Here is a 15,895-nt window from a genome sequence, read left to right as displayed (position 1 = left end):
AATATGCTGCAGGGATAAATGCTTCCGCTCAGAAAAAATCAGGTACAAGCCATAAATTTAGAGCTTGGTAAGCTATATTGTGCGCATACTAAACAGAGACGTTTTTTGATATGGTATTAGACATTCCGCAAACCGCTATATGTCTGTGACCTGTCAGTCACGTTTCATTTTATTTTGATGCCTATGGCAAAGAAAAAACTTCGCGCCATATAAGTCATGATATAGAGTGGAAATGCTGTCGATAGTATGTATTAGGGTGCGGGTAGCCGGGAATGTTCGGTTTTAACAATAATAAACGTCGAAAAAAACCGTTTCGAAGCCCCTTGCTTATCGGGCTGGATGCTTGGGTTGATAGCACGCTTTACCGGTTGCGGGCAGCCTTTTCTGTTTTATGGGAAAATGCCACCATATTTTCTCGGCGTTTGCGCGTGCGCGGTTGGAAACGCTTTACGGTTGAAATTCTCGATGAAGCTCTAACTTTAGGACTCATTGGTTTTGCTGTCTTTACCTTTGTCGGAATATCTGTATTTGGCATGACCAAGAAAGATTGGCATTCGCCAGAAGATTTCGCGGTCAATTTCCTTGACCGTCATGGTAATTCTATTGGTAGCCGTGGAGCACTGCATGGTGAAGCCGTACCGATAGACGAAATGCCCGATTATGTTATCAAAGCGGTTTTGGCGACCGAAGATCGGCGTTTTTTTGAACATTGGGGCATCGATTTTTACGGCCTTTCCCGCGCATTCAGTCAAAATATGCGCGCCAACGGCGTTGTGCAAGGCGGCTCGACCCTGACGCAGCAATTGGCCAAGAACCTTTTTCTCAGCAATGAACGTACACTGGAACGTAAAGTCAAAGAAGCATATCTTGCGATATGGCTTGAAGCAAACCTGACAAAAAAGCAAATCCTCCAGCTCTATCTTGATCGTGCCTATATGGGCGGCGGCACATTCGGCATTGCGGCGGCATCGGAGTTCTATTTTGGCAAGGATGTGCGGGATGTTTCACTCGCCGAGGCAGCCATGCTGGCCGGACTTTTCAAAGCACCGGGTAAATACGCACCGCATGTCAATTTGCCAGCAGCACGTGCGCGTGCCAATGTTGTACTGTCTAATCTCGTGGATGATGGATTGATGACGGAAGGGCAAGTGATCGGCGCGCGCAGACATCCTGCAAGCGTCGTCACCGAAGCCGAGGACAACCAACCGAATTACTTTCTGGATTGGGCATTTGACGAGGTGCGTAAACTCGGCAACAAGCTGCCAAGCCACAATCTGGTTGTACGCACAACGTTGGATCTTGGCATTCAAAAAGCTGCCGAAGAATCCATCGAGTACCATCTCCGGCAATATGGGCCGCAATATAAAGCCACCCAAGCGGCTGCCGTTATCATCGATAATGATGGATCGGTGCGCGCCATTGTCGGCGGGCGCGATTATGGGGAAAGCCAGTTTAACCGTGCAACCCAGGGCGGGCGTCAACCTGGTTCATCTTTCAAACCCTATGTCTATGCGGTTGCAATGGAACATGGCCTGACACCAAAGACCATCATCTCCGATGCGCCAATTAATTGGGGTGGATGGTCGCCGAAGAACAATTCGGGCCGCTATAGTGGCAATGTAGACATCGCGACAGCATTGGCCTTTTCCATCAACACGGTGCCGGTACGCATTACCTATCAATATCTGAACCGCGATACACAACCTATCCGTGATCTCATTAAAAGCATGGGGATTGATGCGAATATTTTTTCGCATAAAACCATGGTGCTCGGTACATCCAATATGACGCCTTTAGATCAGGCGACGGGCTTTAATGTATTTGCAAATGGCGGTATGGCCGGAAATCGCCATGGCTTTACGCAAATATCGACACCCGATGGGCGGGTTGTTTGGGACTGGTCTCGCGATTCCGATAAACCAAGGCGGGTATTGAGCGCTCAATCAGCCGCTTATATGAACCAGATGATGGTTGGCGTAACCACCCGCGGTTCTGGCAAGCGTGCGCAATTGCCAATGACAGTCGTCGCCGGTAAAACCGGCACATCGCAAGCTTATCGCGATGCCTGGTTCGTCGGTTTTACTGGTAATTATACCGGTGCCGTATGGATGGGAAATGACGATTTTTCATCTATGAACAGGGCATTTGGTGGTGTCGTACCAGCGATGATGTGGCACCGTATGATGCTTTACGCCCATCAAAACACAACAATCAAGCCGCTTTACGGTGTTGAGAATTCCATTCTATCTAACAAACAACCTGCCACAACGCAAAAAGATGATGACGGCCTTGCACCCGACCTTCCACAGGTGCTATCGCCGGTTTCATCGAGCGTTATCCGTTCACTCATTGACGATTTCAAGAAAGCGCCAGCATTGACCCCTCCTGCCTCTTCTCATATTGTCTCTTCTTCGACAAGCCAGATACGCTAGACGCAGGGCTCAATCACATGTTCCGTCGCATTGCTTTCATTGTACTACCCTTGGTGATTGCCATTGGCGGAGGCGCTTGGAGTGTGGATTATACACTGAAAACATTTGACGGTTTCGGTCGTTTAAAAATCGGCCAATGGGAAGCTTATCCCCATGCCGGCACAATAGATGCCGATTCTTATGCGCGTGCGCGGGCTTCCAAGCGTGGCGATATATCGCTTGGCCGCACGGAAGGTTTGGTCTTTCAACTTTGGCAGGATAGCCATCATAATCCGCTTAAGGCTCAATGTAGCTATGCGCTGAAGGGGTTATTGCCGGAAGCACGATTGTTCACTCTTTATGCCGCCGACCGTTCTTTGCGTCCACAAGGATTGGTCGCCAATTTGCCGACAGAGTTGTATAGCGGCAATGTCATCTACCAACAGGACGGCGCATTGAACGTTGCTATATCGCCAACAGCACAGGCAGGCAATTGGCTTGCGACCAAGGGTACAAATGAATTCGGTTTGATTTTGACGCTTTATGATACACCGATTGCAACATCGACAGCGCTGCAAACATTGGCCATGCCGACTGTCGAACCCATAGCATCGGGGGTACGCGGTTGTGATTAAGCTGATCTATGCAATTTTGGCAGGCCTTATCGGCGCAGTTGTCGTTCATATCTGTGTTTTGCTGATGGTACCACATTACGCGCAATATAATGCGTGGTCGCGTTTGGAAAAAAACGGCGCGGAATATGTATTTACACCGCTTGATGCCGAAAATCCCATTCTCACGACGACTGATCCACTCTTCCAGCTGAAAGCCTGCCGATTCAATCTTGATGATGGACCGGTGCATTTAACTGCCGAAGGCACAACCCCTTTTTGGTCAATGTCGATCTATGATCGTGATGGTGTCAATTTCTATAGCCTGAATGACCGTACAACGCCAAACGGAACGCTTGATCTTGTTGTCGGCAATCCGGGACAAATCATGGAGCTGAAACAATCCGCCCCTGAAGCTATTGCGGATTCTGTGCTTGTCAGCGAGGACTTAACCCGTGGTTTTGTCATTCTCCGTAGCTTTGATCTTGGCACGATATCAAATGACAACCATTTTCTGGATAGTGCGACCTGCCAGACGCTTGATTACTAATCGGGATATTTAAAGCATTTCCACGACTATAAAGGGTATATCGTTCGGCTGATAATCTTCGAGCTCGATCAGCCAGAGATCCGCATCGAAGCGTAATTCCTTCTCTAGCTTTTCAACCGCTTCGCCCTCTTCAACCGAAGAAAGGATTTTGATGAATTGCCGTTCGTCAGCATCGGATTTTTCATCATAAACGCTTTGCGGTGCCGGGCCGTATAGATCAACCAAACCGTTACGCTGACGAAAAAGAATAAAGATCGTACCAGCTTCGCTAGAGCCGCGACGGGTGAGATAGGCAAAACCACCTGCAGCACGGACACGACGCATGAGGGCGGAACACCAGAAATCAGACGTCAATCGCATTTTATACTCCTGAGCGAAAGATGATTATCTGCTATTGATACCCCGTGTCGATCAACGGGAAAACACTTAGCTTCGATGTTTTTTAGCCTAACAGACCAATATCCCTCATCTTATTTAGAACTTCACGATTTATCCGTCCGGTAACGTTAAGGCTGAACATTTTCTGGAATTGCTTGAGTGCATCCGATGTCTCGTCATCCTCTTTTCCGGTTACCTCGACACGATCATTCCCAAATGCGCGCAACCCCGCCTGTACACGCATGATATCAGCCGTATCCGGTTTGAAATTGTCATCAGTCATCGGTACGGAGGCAAACGGTGTGGATGTAGCGTCGTTCGTGGGGGGTGTTTTTTCCGCCGGCAAGGCCCTCGTTGTCATCTTGTCAACGGAGGCTGACGGCGTTTCACCTGCTATAAGCGAAGCTATATCGTCGGCTTTTTTTCCGGTTTCATCCTTTTGTTGATCACTTGGCGCAGCAGAGCCTTTCTGCTTCCATAGGGCAATGGCATTGCGCGTTTTGGGCCCGTCCAAACCATCAAGCGGCCCATCATACAGCCCCATGGCTGATAGTTTTTTTTGCGCATCAAGCAAATTATTTGCCAGAGCTTCAAATCCAGACTGCGTTGCAGATGCCGTGTCATCCGCTTGGTTATGCGCATTGGACTGTGACGTGGGAAGCGCTGTATGTTGTGGCGCCTGCAGCGAACGATTTTCAATTTGTGATGTCAGTGCCGGACGCGTTTCTATGAATACGCCATGATGGCTGGTTGTTTGATAGAATAACGCATTGAATGTAACAAACCCGAAGCCGATTAAAAATAGAAAGAACCCCGCTGCCAGAAGCGGATTTTTACGTGCGTGACGGTATGTCCAGATTACTAGCCACTGAAGTAATCTGCCCAATCCCGACATAACAGCCATCAAAATGCTACGCCGTTTTACATTTCTGGTCCTGCTGGTCTTTCGTTTTCTTGCCATTGTTCCTGTGCTGTGTTTCGGGTTGAAATTCTCGTCCGTTTGATATCCGAACATTTTGGTTTTGATGGTGTTTGATCGACATTGCTTGAACCTCCGGCAGAAGGACTACAACCCGCGTTCCCTTACCTTTTTGGCTGCTGAAAGAAATATTGCCCCCCGCTTGTTTGACAAGATCGAATACGAGCGCCAAACCTAAGCCCATACCTTCTATATTAAGCATCGAGACATCAGCGGCACGCTGAAACGGTATTCCAAGCTTACTCATATGTTGCTCGTCCATGCCCAAGCCATTGTCTTCAATGATAAGCTGGCAATAGCCATGAATAATTCGACTGCATTCAACGGTTATGCGTCCATCGCTATCGGTGTATTTGATTGCGTTAGACAGTAGATTGAATAAAATCTGGCGAAGTGACAAAACGTCAATCCCGCACATATAGTTTCCATCCGACGGGATCATCTCAACCACGCGGTTACCGTGCAACGGTTGCGTCAGTGCAATGGTCTCTAAAGCGATATCTGCCAAGACAGCGCAATCCGTCATCACGGTGTCATGAGCTTCACGGGTTTGCACAAGTGTCTTGTCAACGATCCCGAGCAGATGCTGTCCCGCTCGACGGATCATGCTTATATATTCCTTACGTTTTTCAGCTTTTTCACTGTCTGTTCCCACAAAATCCAACAAGTCAGCAAAACCTAGTATGGCATTGAGTGGTGTACGCATCTCATGGGCAGCACGTGCCAAAGGCGAGACCGTGGCAATGTTATCGGTGTCGAATGCGCGCAAATCGGTGCTAAAGCTCAAACTGAATTGATCTGAGACAGCTTGTTCACACGACAGTCTAACATGCATAAAGCTTATTCTATCGGGATGGTTTAACCGGATGGATATCGGTGAAGCGTATCCGTTTTCGCGTAGGTCCGCCATAAAAGATAAGAGAATGATACGATCGGCAATGTGGGTATAATCAGCAATGGCCTCTCCCGCATTCAGATGGCCCAGAAATATGCATGCATCTGCCGGGTACAGCACGATACCCTGACCATTGACCATTAGAGTGGAGTTCAATGTTTCCATTGCCTAAATCTGCGTCCTATATCGCCCTCGAGGGTATAGTTGACAGACAGCCAAACTGAAAAGGCCGCCATCAAATGTGTTCTAAAGCAGATCTATTGCATGTTGGCTCGCAGATCTGCTCTAACTGTTTGTTTTAACGCATTTCTTATCCGAAGACTGTTTCACACTTTTCGGGAAATGCTATAACTGGCAATTTGGCGGCAAGTTTTTAACGAAAAGATAATAAATGTAGATTGGCCGCGGTTATTGCCACATCTCTGCCACTATGGTTAACAAGTCGGAAGGGTTTGCGCAGGTTCATGGGCAATACCAATCAAGAAATGAATTTTGTAAATCTTTCGTCAAGTAAACAGGATTATTATGGGCGTTCCTGCTCGTTCGTAAAAGCGTTGTGTCGATAGCCCATGATACGTTTCTTTATCAAATCCTTGTTTTTTCTAACCTTGCTGTTGGTCGGGATCTCCTTTTTCGGTCCGAGCCGGCAAGATGGCTCATCTTCGAGTGATCAAGCGACCAGCACTGTCGATGCGCTCCTTGCAGTCAAAGACACGGTGAGTGATCTGGGTGGTTTTTGTGATCGCAATGCAGAAACCTGTGAAACCGGTAAGTCATTTTTGGGCTCACTTGGAGAACGCGCGCGCGATGGCGCAAAAATCGCCTATGAATATTTGGATAAAACATTCGGTACACAAAAAAACGAGCAACAGGACAAGCCGGAAAACATCAACACCGGCTCAATCCCATCTCACATTCCTGCACAAGCGCCAAAAGACGCAATACAAAAGCACCCATAATAAAGCAATTTATGTTATGGAGCTTTTATTGGACAATCATCATCGCACCGAAAAAATATAAACAAGGGCTAAGCACGATGGCAGACACGATTGAGGATATTATTGACAGCTTTTCCCTTTTGGATGATTGGGAAGACCGCTACCGTTATGTTATCGAACTGGGTCGGGAACTTTCACCTTATCCCGAAGCTGCTCGGGATGAAACACATAAAGTACCAGGCTGTGTCAGCCAAGTGTGGCTGCTGACAAATCGCGGCGAAGGCGATGATCCGATCATGACGTTTGAAGGTGATTCCGATGCGCATATCGTGCGTGGACTTGTCTATATATTGTTGGCATTTTATTCCGGCAAAAAAGCCTCAGAAATACGCAATGCTGACATTGAGAAATTGTTCGCCACTTTAGGATTGAATGAAAACCTGACACCGCAGCGTTCAAACGGATTAAAATCCATGGTGGCGCGTATTCGCGCAGAAGCTGCTGCTTAGAGCGGTTCCTGATTGATGTGAACCATCAATCGGATAAGATACCACGACAAATCAAAAGCTTGAGACGCGCCGGGCGGATAGCATCAGGTCGAAAAGCGCTCTATAGTCTTTTTATTGAGCCTCAGATAATAAAAAAGCGCAGCTCTGGATCGAGATGCGCTTTTATAGACCAAATCAAAATTTACTTTGTTTTCTTTTTACCGCGTTTGCGGCCCAAACCCATTTGCTTTGCCAGTGCAGAACGAGCCTGCGCATAATTAGGCGCAACCATCGGGTAACCGGCATCCAAATCCCACTTCTCACGGTATTGTTCCGGTGACATTTCATAATGCGTCATAAGATGGCGCTTCAACGACTTGAATTTTTTCCCATCTTCCAAACAGATAATGTAATCAGGAAAGACCGAACGCTTTGGATTGACAGCAGGTTTTTGTTTTTCAACTTCAGGCTCTTCAACCGAAGCACCCCCGGCTTTAACGAATGCCGCATGAACATCAGCAATCAAGCTTGGCACTTCTGCCGGCCTGATCGAATTATTCCCGACATAGGCAGCAACAACATCAGCAACCAGCGTAATGATGAAATCGCTCTCAGTTTCGTTGACGGCCTCATTATCCATCTTGTTTTTCCTTTATTTGTGATTTTTTATTTTCTACTTCCTTTAAGCAAATCGGCTAAGGAATGTTTACTTCATATTGCGCAATGCAAAACAATGTCAATTGCCTCTATGACATATTTTTTACCAATATGCGATATTGTGAACGGCGAAAAGAATCTACTTTTGGCAAAACACTATGCAATTGAGAGACATTCGCGCTTGTTCCAGCCGGTTTTTCAAATATTGTCCCATTTTGATACAATTAAAACCCACTAAATATTCTTCTATATTCTTTGAAAAACAATGTTTTTCTAACGAAGTATAACAAAAAAGCATGGATCCTATATTTGTGTAAAATTATGGCTTCATTTGCCGACTGCGTCCAACAGATTGCTTACAATATCGATGAAAAAGCCAAGGCTAAAAAAATAACATCCGATAATGATGTGGTTTTTCACAGCGCCTATACATATCTATTCCCTTAAGATGTCGATGTTTGAACGACGCGACAGACCCAACGAAGCTGATAAGGATGTTGCAATGACCAAAGAACATAGACCCAAAATACAAAAAACCGACGAAGAATGGCGGGAACAACTGACACCTGTGCAGTACCAAATTACCCGTAATCACGGGACAGAACGCGCTTTTTCCTCTCCTGACTTTGACACAACCATTGCTGGTACGTTCCGGTGTGTATGCTGTGACAATGCTCTCTATCGCTCTGAAAGCAAATATGAATCAGGCAGCGGCTGGCCGAGTTTCTTCCAACCTATTGATGAGCAGGCCGTTATCTTGGTCGAGGACCGCTCCCATGGCATGGTGCGGACCGAAGTGCGATGCGCGGATTGTGATGCCCATCTTGGCCATGTATTTCCTGATGGCCCTCCTCCTACCGGTCTGCGCTATTGCATGAACGGATATGCTCTGACATATGATCAGGACAAATGAAGCTTTGTTTCAGGACATAAAATGACAAATTCACCAATCCAGCCGCCAAAAGCAAAACAGATACCTTACAGCGAACAGCATCATGGATTTACCCGGGAAGATCCATACGCATGGTTGCGCGCGCAAAATTGGCAGGAGGTTTTTAAGGACCCGACCCGGCTGGACGGTGATATCCGCGCTCATCTTGATGCAGAGAATGCTTATCAAACCGAGCAGATGGCTGATACTTTAGATCTGCAAAAGCTACTCTTTGCTGAAATGAAGGGCCGCATCAAGGAAGATGATAGTTCTGTACCAGTCAAGCACGGCCCATTCGCCTATGGCGTTTCTTACGTGACAGGCGGCCAGCAACCGCGCTATTTTCGCACAGCGCGTGAAGGCGGCGAAGAGACAGTTTATCTGGACGGTGACGTCTTGGCCGAAGGCAAGGATTATTTCAATCTTGGCTCGGTACAACATTCTCCTGATCACACGAAATGTGTTTGGACCTATGACGACAAAGGATCTGAATACTATACAGCAAGACTACGCGATCTAACAACGCTTGTTGATGCCGATGAAATCGTTGAAAATACAGCAGGCCATGTCGTTTGGGATGCTGCATCTGAAGGGTTTTTCTATACGAAAATGGACGAAAACCATCGGCCGTCCGAACTCTATTACCATCGTTTAGGACAAGATCAGGCCTCTGACCATCTGATATTCCGCGAGGATGATGCGGGATTCTTCCTAGGTGTCGGTGGTTCCAGCCGTAATGACGTCATTTATATAGATATCCACGACCACGAAACTTCAGAAATTTGGCTTATCCCCGCTGATGCTCCATTGACGCCTCCGCAATGCGTGCGCAAGCGTGAAAAGGGCGTTGAGTATACGCTGACAGAAGGCGGTGATGTCTTTTATATCCTGACAAACATCCACGGTGCTAAAGACTTCAAAATCATGTCGGCGCCATTTGCAGCTCCACAGGAAAGCAACTGGACCGAGGTTGTCGCCCACCAGCCGGGAAGGCTCATCCTTTCACATGATGCCTATAGCAATTTTCTCGTCTGGCTGGAACGCTATGAAGGTTTACCGCGCATTCAATTATTGAACCGCATCAATGCCAATCAGCATGCCATCTCGTTCGATGAAGAAACCTATTCACTCGGTCTGCATGGTGCAGCGGAATATGAAAGCGATACGATCCGCTTTTCCTATTCTTCAATGACCACGCCGAGCCAGCTTTTCGACTATGTCATGACGGAAAGAAGCCGTCATCTCTTGAAAACCCAAGAAGTACCCTCCGGCCATAGTAGTAAAAATTATATCACACGACGGGTAATGGCAAAAGCCGACGATGGCGCGGAAATCCCCATCTCGCTTTTCTATCATAAGGATACGGTTTTGGATGGAACCGCCCCCTGCTTACTCTATGGCTATGGGGCTTATGGTATTTCCATACCGGCAAGTTTCAATACGAACGCACTTTCCTTGGCAGATAGGGGCTTTATTTACGCCATCGCCCATATTCGCGGCGGTAAGGAAAAAGGCTTTGAGTGGTATGAAAAGGGCAAGCACCAGTTCAAGCGCAACACCTTTACCGACTTTATCGCTTGCGGGCGCCATCTTGTTTCATTGAAATATACCTCTCATGACAGGATTGTAGCCCATGGCGGCTCTGCTGGAGGCATGCTGATGGGCGCTGTCGCCAATATGGCACCAAAAGATTTTGGTGGTATTGTTGCAATTGTGCCCTTTGTGGATGTGCTGGCAACAATGCTGGATGCTTCACTTCCTCTAACCCCGCCGGAATGGCCCGAATGGGGAAATCCGCTTGCGTCCAAGGCAGATTACAAGTTGATTGCATCCTATTCGCCCTATGACAATGTTACCGCACAGGACTACCCGCCAATATTGGCAATGGCCGGCCTGACAGACCCCCGTGTCACCTATTGGGAACCGGCAAAATGGGTGGCGAAGCTGCGCGCGTTGAAAACCAACGACAATCCTGTCCTTTTGCGGACAAATATGGATTCCGGTCATGCAGGTGCCGCGGGTCGATTTTCGAAACTTGAGGAAAGCGCCTATATTTACGCCTATATATTAAAAATTGTCGGAAAGGTGTAGGCTGAAGTCGTTATCCATTGATGCAAACGAAATGATAAAAGAAATTTGTCGAGACAAGGCGAAGATCAGCAGGTGATATTCCTGAATCAGTGATGCTTCGCCAAGGTCATCGGCTAAACGTTTCTTATCCTGAACAGATGCAAAAAGCTGCTGCGATAAGCTTGGTCGAAAAGCGCAACCGGGTATATAGCACGCTTTTTTCATCCAAGCTTCTTGTTGTTGCCCATTGTACCATATTGAATGAATAGGTCCTGATTTCAACAGCGTAAGTACTTAACCAATGGCGGGGGCGTCATGAAAACTTTATTCATCGGGTGTTTTTTAATCTGCGAACTTGTTTTGCCCAGCTATGCGGCGGGCGTGATGGAGGGCGCTGACGAGTATGCGGGTATTAGCTGTCAGAATATGCCAAAAGGCATGGTGCTTGGAAATTTCAATGGCGTAAAAGCCCTTCCCAAAAATCCAGGTGATCATATGAAGGAAATCAATCGTCGTCGGTGCTTTGAGACAATGTTACAATGCCGCAGTTGGCTTGCAACGATGGAAGCGAAATATAATGCACTTCCCCCACGCACTGCCTATTGTACGCACTATAAATAGGTCGAAAAATGAAAAAATTGATGTATCTCACTCTTTTTGCCAGTTTTATTTCATTGACACCTTCAAAAAGTGCTCCAATCCGCAAGAACATTGATGAATATGCCGGCGAGCGCTGCAATACACCGGCCAGAGGCAGCGGCATCGTGGCTGGTTTCTTTAGTGGTATGACGGATAATCCGATTGTCAGCTCCGATGGATACGTACCGGTCGACAGATATCGTTGTTTCAAGACGCTAGACGAATGCAGGGGCTGGCTTTACACTATGGAATCTCTATACGGTGCGCCAACACCGCGTGCAAAATTATGCACACAATATTGATATCGTGACCTATGGCACTGGAGGCCTGCTCGAATGAAAAATACATTGAAGGTTTTGGCTTTAATTGGTTTGGCTTGCTTAACCACAACGGCTGTCGAAGCCAGTGGGCGCGATCCCGGTAAAGTTGCCAATATGACAAGCGAATATGCTGGTGAGCGTTGTTCGACGCCACCGAAAGGCAGCGGAATCGTGGCCGGTTTTTTCCGTGGATGGGAGCAGACCCCCTTTCAAAATCGCGGCGATGGCTTGATGCCGGTAGAGCGTTACCGATGTTTCAAGACAACCACTCAGTGCCAGTCATGGCTTAAAACAATGACCTATCTTTACAACGAAAAGTCGATTGATGCGAGCATGTGCACAAAATTCTAAAAGGCAAACCTGCCTGAACGCTTCTTCAGTTTGACGCCGATATATTTCTGAATGGCTTTTGTTCCCATCCATTGTCATCAATGACTATTTCGACGCATGTGCATAAATCGCGATTGCCCGATTGGTTTTCGAAGCAATAAAAAACAACCACTGCTTGATAGCAGTGGTTGTTTTGTCTTTAAGTTTTTTATTTTAGCAGCTTATGCCTGCTCGTACATTTCCAGTACATGATCCCAGTTGATCAAATGATCGACAAAAGCTTCCAGATATTTAGGACGCGCATTGCGATAATCGATATAATAGGAGTGTTCCCATACATCCACGCCCAGTACCGGTTTAGCGCCATGCACCAGCGGATTTTCGCCATTCGCTGTTTTCATGATTTCAAGCTTGCCATTTTTGACAGCAAGCCAGGCCCAGCCAGAACCAAATTGCGCAGCACCAGCGCTTAAAAAATCAGCGCGGAATTTGTCATAGCCACCGAGATCACTGTCGATTGCCTTTGCCAACTTTTCAGGAAGACTTTTACCGCCGCCATTCTTTTTCATCCATTTCCAAAAATGGATGTGGTTGTAGTGCTGAGCAGCATTGTTGAAGAGCCCCTGATTCTTTCCAAAGCTTTCTTTCACCACGTCTTCAAGGCTTTTACCTTCAAGACCAGAGTCCTTTAGAAGATTGTTTCCATTGGTTACATAGGCTTGATGGTGTTTGTCGTGATGGTACTCAAGGGTTTCCTTCGACATATAAGGGGCAAGTGCATCATAGTCGTAAGGTAGTTCGGGTAATTCGAAAGCCATATTGAATACTCCTCAAAAATTCTTCTTTTAACATAAAGCCGGATTGTTAATTTGGCGTGACATGGCGTGAAAGACAAGGGGCTTTCTCGTTTTCACGCGAGTTTGACTGGAAAACTCGGGCAAGCTTGTCCATAAAACCAATGTTGGGGTTTATACGCTGAATAGAAACAGACCAGAATTTGATTGGTTGGATGGAGTAAAATCGATTTGCGTCTTTTTAACTTCCTATGCCAATAATGGTCATCAAATGAAACGAGAACGGATCGGCCTATGCATCCCCCTATATCACGACGCAGCTTTCTAAGTGTTTTTGCCGTTGGCGCAGCCGCAAGCGGTCTTGCCGGATGTACATCATCCGGCCCCAATGGCTTATCATTCGGATCAGGTATGATCATGGGGAATACCCCGAATGACACCTTGGCACCCTTCGCCTCTATGTACGCCGCCCGTCAGGATGGCGGTTTTGATCTACCTGCAATCCCTTATCGAAAAATAGATCCGCAATTTCTGCGTCAAATCGTTGACGACCCCACCGGCGAGCAACCCGGCACCATCGTTGTCGATACGAAGCGCCGTTACCTTTATCTCGTACGCCAAAATGGCAAAGCTATTCGTTATGGCGTCGGCATTGGCAGAGCGGGCTTTGCTTGGTCTGGTCGTGCGATTATTCAGTATAAACGCCCATGGCCAACATGGACGCCACCAGCAGAGATGATTGTAAGACAACCTGAGCTTAAAAAATACAGTGCAGAAAATGGTGGTATGAGACCGGGCTTGAAAAACCCTCTCGGAGCGCGCGCACTTTATATTTTCCAAGATGGTAAGGACACGCTTTATCGCCTTCATGGTTCGCCCGAATGGTGGTCTATCGGCAAGGCAACATCGTCAGGCTGCGTCCGTTTGATGAATCAGGATATCATCGACCTTTTTGACCGTGTACCGGAAAAAACACCGATCCTCGTTGTGTAATCCTATCGCCTCATCTCTTACACTCTCCATGTCGCAGAAATAACAACTTGCGACATGTAAAATGTTATTTTCCTTTGGTTGCAAAGGGCGCTAGAGCATTTTCCGAAAAGTGTGAAGCGGCTTTCAGACAAAAAATGCGGAAAAATTAAAAGCTTAGAGCACGTATTTGATTCATCAAATACCGAACATGCTCTAGAGTGGATCTGTTTTTGCAAGAGGCACAGATTCACTCTAAATTTTTCTTTTTACGTATTTCCCGAGCGAAAAAGTTATTCAACTTTAGAGTTTGAAATACTCCAAGGCTGCAGCGCCCGCACTTGCAAACGTATTATTTGCGCTTGCCGCCGAGTAGATTGCCAAGGACACCGCGCAAAATGTTTTCGCCTGCCTTCGCCAAAGAGCGACCAATGGAATTGGCGGCTGATCGCGTGGCCGATTTTACCGCAGCTTCAGCAACAGATTGTCGACCGCGTCCTTTTTTCTCGCTTCCAAAAATTGTGTCCCAGAAGCTCCCTTCCTCCTGCTCGGAATTGGCCGCTGTTTTTTCCGCTGCGTTGCGCGCCAACATTTCATAAGCCGAATCGCGGTCCACAACCTCGTCGTAATGGCCGCTGACAGGACTGGTGGCGATGAGTTGTTGACGTTCCTGCGCGGTGATAGGGCCAATTTGTGAAACAGGGGGACGGATTGTCGTTCGTTGCACCACAGATGGCACCCCCTTTTCCTCCAGCGTGGAAACCAGTGCCTCACCCGTCGCCAACTGGCCGATTGCTTCCATCGTATCGAAGTCAGGATTAGCGCGAAAGGTGGAAGCAGCGGCCTTCACGGCGGCGGTTTCCCTTGGCGTATAGGCACGCAAAGCATGTTGAATACGATTACCAAGCTGCGCGAGCACTGATTCAGGCACATCAAGTGGATTTTGCGAAATGAAATACACACCAACACCCTTTGAGCGGATCAGACGAACTACCTGCTCAATACGTTCAATCAATGCCTTGGGCGCATTGTTAAAAAGCAAATGTGCCTCGTCGAAGAAAAACACAAGGCGCGGCTTTTCTGGATCGCCAATTTCAGGCAATTGCTCGAAAAGCTCAGACATGAGCCAAAGTAGGAAGGTTGAATAAAGGCGCGGGTTGGACATCAATTTATCGGCAGCCAAGACGTTCACCTGCCCACGCCCGTCTGTTGTCGTGCGCATGATGTCGTTCAGCTTCAAAGCAGGTTCGCCGAAAAAGTGTTTGCCGCCCTGTTCTTCCAGCACCAGCAACTGCCTCTGTATCGCTCCGACGGACGGTTTGGATATATTGCCATAACGCGTGGAAAGTTCTGCGGCACGGTCTGCAACATGCGCCAACATTGATTGCAGGTCTTTTAAGTCGAGCAGAAGCAGACCTTCTTCATCAGCGATACGGAAAGCAATATTCAAAACACCTTCCTGCGCAGGGGTGAGATCCATCAAACGGGAAAGCAACAAAGGCCCCATTTCTGAAACGGTCGCACGTATCGGGTGCCCCTGCTCACCGAAAAGATCCCAGAAAATAACTGGGCTTGCTTTCATAGTGATATCGACGAGACCAACATTTTCAGCGCGTGATTTGACATTATCGTTCAATGTACCGGCTTTGCCGATACCTGAAAGATCTCCTTTGATATCTGCACAGAAAACGGGAACGCCTGCTGCAGAAAATGATTCGGCCAACACCTGCAAAGTTACAGTCTTACCCGTACCCGTGGCACCAGTGATCAAGCCATGTCGATTGGCATATTTTAACCAGATGTATTCCTGCTTGATTTCCTGCGCCTGAGTTTGGTGGCTGGCGCCCAAAAAAATGCCCCTGCTATCGGTCATGCCCAATTGATCCTTTGCTGCATATCGCGTTATCGGCTTTGTACCTAAATGTAACAGACTAG

Annotated in this window: 17 protein-coding genes; 11 read left to right on the top strand and 6 right to left on the bottom strand. The window is 47.4% G+C overall.

The features are described 5' to 3' along the window. Positions 1–272 precede the first annotated feature (272 nt). From ACYSNS_RS05410 to ACYSNS_RS05400, 3 genes are read left to right on the top strand one after another with little or no spacing between them, the layout of a single operon-like run. Positions 273–2,432, top strand: a complete 2,160-nt coding sequence (locus tag ACYSNS_RS05410; RefSeq protein WP_461722123.1) for a transglycosylase domain-containing protein — start codon at positions 273–275, stop codon at positions 2,430–2,432. A 17-nt stretch (positions 2,433–2,449) separates the two neighbouring features. Next, positions 2,450–3,046, top strand: a complete 597-nt coding sequence (locus ACYSNS_RS05405; RefSeq protein ID WP_461722122.1) for a DUF1214 domain-containing protein — start codon at positions 2,450–2,452, stop codon at positions 3,044–3,046. Beyond that, positions 3,039–3,572, top strand: coding sequence for a DUF1254 domain-containing protein (locus ACYSNS_RS05400; RefSeq protein ID WP_461722121.1), 534 nt, complete (start codon positions 3,039–3,041; stop codon positions 3,570–3,572). Before ACYSNS_RS05405 ends, ACYSNS_RS05400 begins: the two co-directional genes overlap by 8 nt. 9 nt (positions 3,573–3,581) lie before the next feature. Here the strand turns inward: ACYSNS_RS05400 and ACYSNS_RS05395 are convergent, their stop codons facing one another. From ACYSNS_RS05395 to ACYSNS_RS05385, 3 genes are all read right to left on the bottom strand, one after another. Next, positions 3,582–3,932, bottom strand: coding sequence for a DUF1491 family protein (locus tag ACYSNS_RS05395; RefSeq protein ID WP_461722120.1), 351 nt, complete (start codon positions 3,930–3,932; stop codon positions 3,582–3,584). 82 nt (positions 3,933–4,014) lie between these two features. After that, positions 4,015–4,854 (bottom strand): peptidoglycan-binding domain-containing protein, encoded by an 840-nt coding sequence (locus tag ACYSNS_RS05390; protein WP_461722119.1) that lies wholly within the window; start codon positions 4,852–4,854, stop codon positions 4,015–4,017. Between the two features lie 7 nt (positions 4,855–4,861). Continuing rightward, positions 4,862–5,989, bottom strand: coding sequence for a sensor histidine kinase (locus ACYSNS_RS05385; RefSeq protein WP_461722118.1), 1,128 nt, complete (start codon positions 5,987–5,989; stop codon positions 4,862–4,864). A 404-nt stretch (positions 5,990–6,393) separates the two neighbouring features. Here ACYSNS_RS05385 and ACYSNS_RS05380 point away from each other — a divergent pair, with 404 nt between their 5' ends. Both ACYSNS_RS05380 and ACYSNS_RS05375 read left to right on the top strand, forming a co-directional pair. Next, positions 6,394–6,783: a DUF5330 domain-containing protein gene (locus ACYSNS_RS05380; protein WP_461722117.1), complete on the top strand. Its 390-nt coding sequence runs from the start codon at positions 6,394–6,396 to the stop codon at positions 6,781–6,783. A gap of 77 nt (positions 6,784–6,860) precedes the next feature. Then, the gene (locus ACYSNS_RS05375; protein ID WP_461722116.1) at positions 6,861–7,271 is read left to right on the top strand and encodes a SufE family protein; all 411 of its coding nucleotides are present in this window, start codon (positions 6,861–6,863) and stop codon (positions 7,269–7,271) included. 181 nt (positions 7,272–7,452) lie between these two features. Here ACYSNS_RS05375 and ACYSNS_RS05370 read toward each other — a convergent pair whose 3' ends face one another. Next, positions 7,453–7,890, bottom strand: coding sequence for a Ros/MucR family transcriptional regulator (locus ACYSNS_RS05370; protein ID WP_461722115.1), 438 nt, complete (start codon positions 7,888–7,890; stop codon positions 7,453–7,455). Between the two features lie 519 nt (positions 7,891–8,409). Here ACYSNS_RS05370 and msrB point away from each other — a divergent pair. The 5 genes from msrB (at position 8,410) to ACYSNS_RS05345 (ending at position 12,218) form a co-directional block, all read left to right on the top strand. Beyond that, the gene (gene msrB / locus ACYSNS_RS05365; protein WP_461722114.1) at positions 8,410–8,820 is read left to right on the top strand and encodes a peptide-methionine (R)-S-oxide reductase MsrB; all 411 of its coding nucleotides are present in this window, start codon (positions 8,410–8,412) and stop codon (positions 8,818–8,820) included. 21 nt (positions 8,821–8,841) lie between these two features. Then, positions 8,842–10,929 carry a S9 family peptidase gene (locus ACYSNS_RS05360; protein ID WP_461722113.1) on the top strand — a complete coding sequence of 696 codons (2,088 nt, stop codon included), beginning with the start codon at positions 8,842–8,844 and terminating at the stop codon, positions 10,927–10,929. A gap of 294 nt (positions 10,930–11,223) precedes the next feature. Next, a complete protein-coding gene (locus ACYSNS_RS05355) occupies positions 11,224–11,529 on the top strand; it encodes a metallophosphoesterase (RefSeq protein WP_461722112.1) in 306 nt (101 codons plus the stop codon). An 8-nt stretch (positions 11,530–11,537) separates the two neighbouring features. After that, positions 11,538–11,849 carry a hypothetical protein gene (locus ACYSNS_RS05350; protein ID WP_461722111.1) on the top strand — a complete coding sequence of 104 codons (312 nt, stop codon included), beginning with the start codon at positions 11,538–11,540 and terminating at the stop codon, positions 11,847–11,849. 33 nt (positions 11,850–11,882) lie between these two features. Next, the gene (locus ACYSNS_RS05345; protein WP_461722110.1) at positions 11,883–12,218 is read left to right on the top strand and encodes a hypothetical protein; all 336 of its coding nucleotides are present in this window, start codon (positions 11,883–11,885) and stop codon (positions 12,216–12,218) included. A 200-nt stretch (positions 12,219–12,418) separates the two neighbouring features. On the opposite strand, the gene ACYSNS_RS05340 is transcribed toward ACYSNS_RS05345, so the two are convergent. Next, complete coding sequence (locus tag ACYSNS_RS05340) at positions 12,419–13,015, bottom strand: superoxide dismutase (protein WP_461722109.1); 597 nt, start codon at positions 13,013–13,015, stop codon at positions 12,419–12,421. A gap of 270 nt (positions 13,016–13,285) precedes the next feature. On the opposite strand from ACYSNS_RS05340, the gene ACYSNS_RS05335 reads away from it, so the two are divergent. Continuing rightward, positions 13,286–13,984 (top strand): L,D-transpeptidase family protein, encoded by a 699-nt coding sequence (locus tag ACYSNS_RS05335; RefSeq protein ID WP_461722108.1) that lies wholly within the window; start codon positions 13,286–13,288, stop codon positions 13,982–13,984. A 328-nt stretch (positions 13,985–14,312) separates the two neighbouring features. On the opposite strand, the gene ACYSNS_RS05330 is transcribed toward ACYSNS_RS05335, so the two are convergent. After that, a complete protein-coding gene (locus ACYSNS_RS05330; RefSeq protein WP_461722107.1) occupies positions 14,313–15,833 on the bottom strand; it encodes a helicase HerA-like C-terminal domain-containing protein in 1,521 nt (506 codons plus the stop codon). Positions 15,834–15,895 lie beyond the last annotated feature (62 nt).

Source organism: Bartonella sp. LJL80 (genome assembly GCF_054871565.1).
This window is presented reverse-complemented; position numbering and strand designations above follow the sequence as displayed.

Excerpts from the sequence above, each read along its gene's own strand:
- ACYSNS_RS05380 (WP_461722117.1), top strand. The coding sequence starts at position 6,394 with ATGATACGTTTCTTTATCAAATCCTTGTTTTTTCTAACCTTGCTGTTG.
- ACYSNS_RS05345 (WP_461722110.1), top strand. The coding sequence starts at position 11,883 with ATGAAAAATACATTGAAGGTTTTGGCTTTAATTGGTTTGGCTTGCTTA.
- ACYSNS_RS05410 (WP_461722123.1), top strand. The coding sequence starts at position 273 with ATGTTCGGTTTTAACAATAATAAACGTCGAAAAAAACCGTTTCGAAGC.
- ACYSNS_RS05395 (WP_461722120.1), bottom strand. The coding sequence starts at position 3,932 with ATGCGATTGACGTCTGATTTCTGGTGTTCCGCCCTCATGCGTCGTGTC.
- ACYSNS_RS05390 (WP_461722119.1), bottom strand. The coding sequence starts at position 4,854 with ATGGCTGTTATGTCGGGATTGGGCAGATTACTTCAGTGGCTAGTAATC.
- ACYSNS_RS05360 (WP_461722113.1), top strand. The coding sequence starts at position 8,842 with ATGACAAATTCACCAATCCAGCCGCCAAAAGCAAAACAGATACCTTAC.
- ACYSNS_RS05330 (WP_461722107.1), bottom strand. The coding sequence starts at position 15,833 with ATGACCGATAGCAGGGGCATTTTTTTGGGCGCCAGCCACCAAACTCAG.
- msrB (WP_461722114.1), top strand. The coding sequence starts at position 8,410 with ATGACCAAAGAACATAGACCCAAAATACAAAAAACCGACGAAGAATGG.
- ACYSNS_RS05405 (WP_461722122.1), top strand. The coding sequence starts at position 2,450 with ATGTTCCGTCGCATTGCTTTCATTGTACTACCCTTGGTGATTGCCATT.
- ACYSNS_RS05350 (WP_461722111.1), top strand. The coding sequence starts at position 11,538 with ATGAAAAAATTGATGTATCTCACTCTTTTTGCCAGTTTTATTTCATTG.
- ACYSNS_RS05340 (WP_461722109.1), bottom strand. The coding sequence starts at position 13,015 with ATGGCTTTCGAATTACCCGAACTACCTTACGACTATGATGCACTTGCC.
- ACYSNS_RS05335 (WP_461722108.1), top strand. The coding sequence starts at position 13,286 with ATGCATCCCCCTATATCACGACGCAGCTTTCTAAGTGTTTTTGCCGTT.
- ACYSNS_RS05385 (WP_461722118.1), bottom strand. The coding sequence starts at position 5,989 with ATGGAAACATTGAACTCCACTCTAATGGTCAATGGTCAGGGTATCGTG.
- ACYSNS_RS05370 (WP_461722115.1), bottom strand. The coding sequence starts at position 7,890 with ATGGATAATGAGGCCGTCAACGAAACTGAGAGCGATTTCATCATTACG.
- ACYSNS_RS05375 (WP_461722116.1), top strand. The coding sequence starts at position 6,861 with ATGGCAGACACGATTGAGGATATTATTGACAGCTTTTCCCTTTTGGAT.
- ACYSNS_RS05355 (WP_461722112.1), top strand. The coding sequence starts at position 11,224 with ATGAAAACTTTATTCATCGGGTGTTTTTTAATCTGCGAACTTGTTTTG.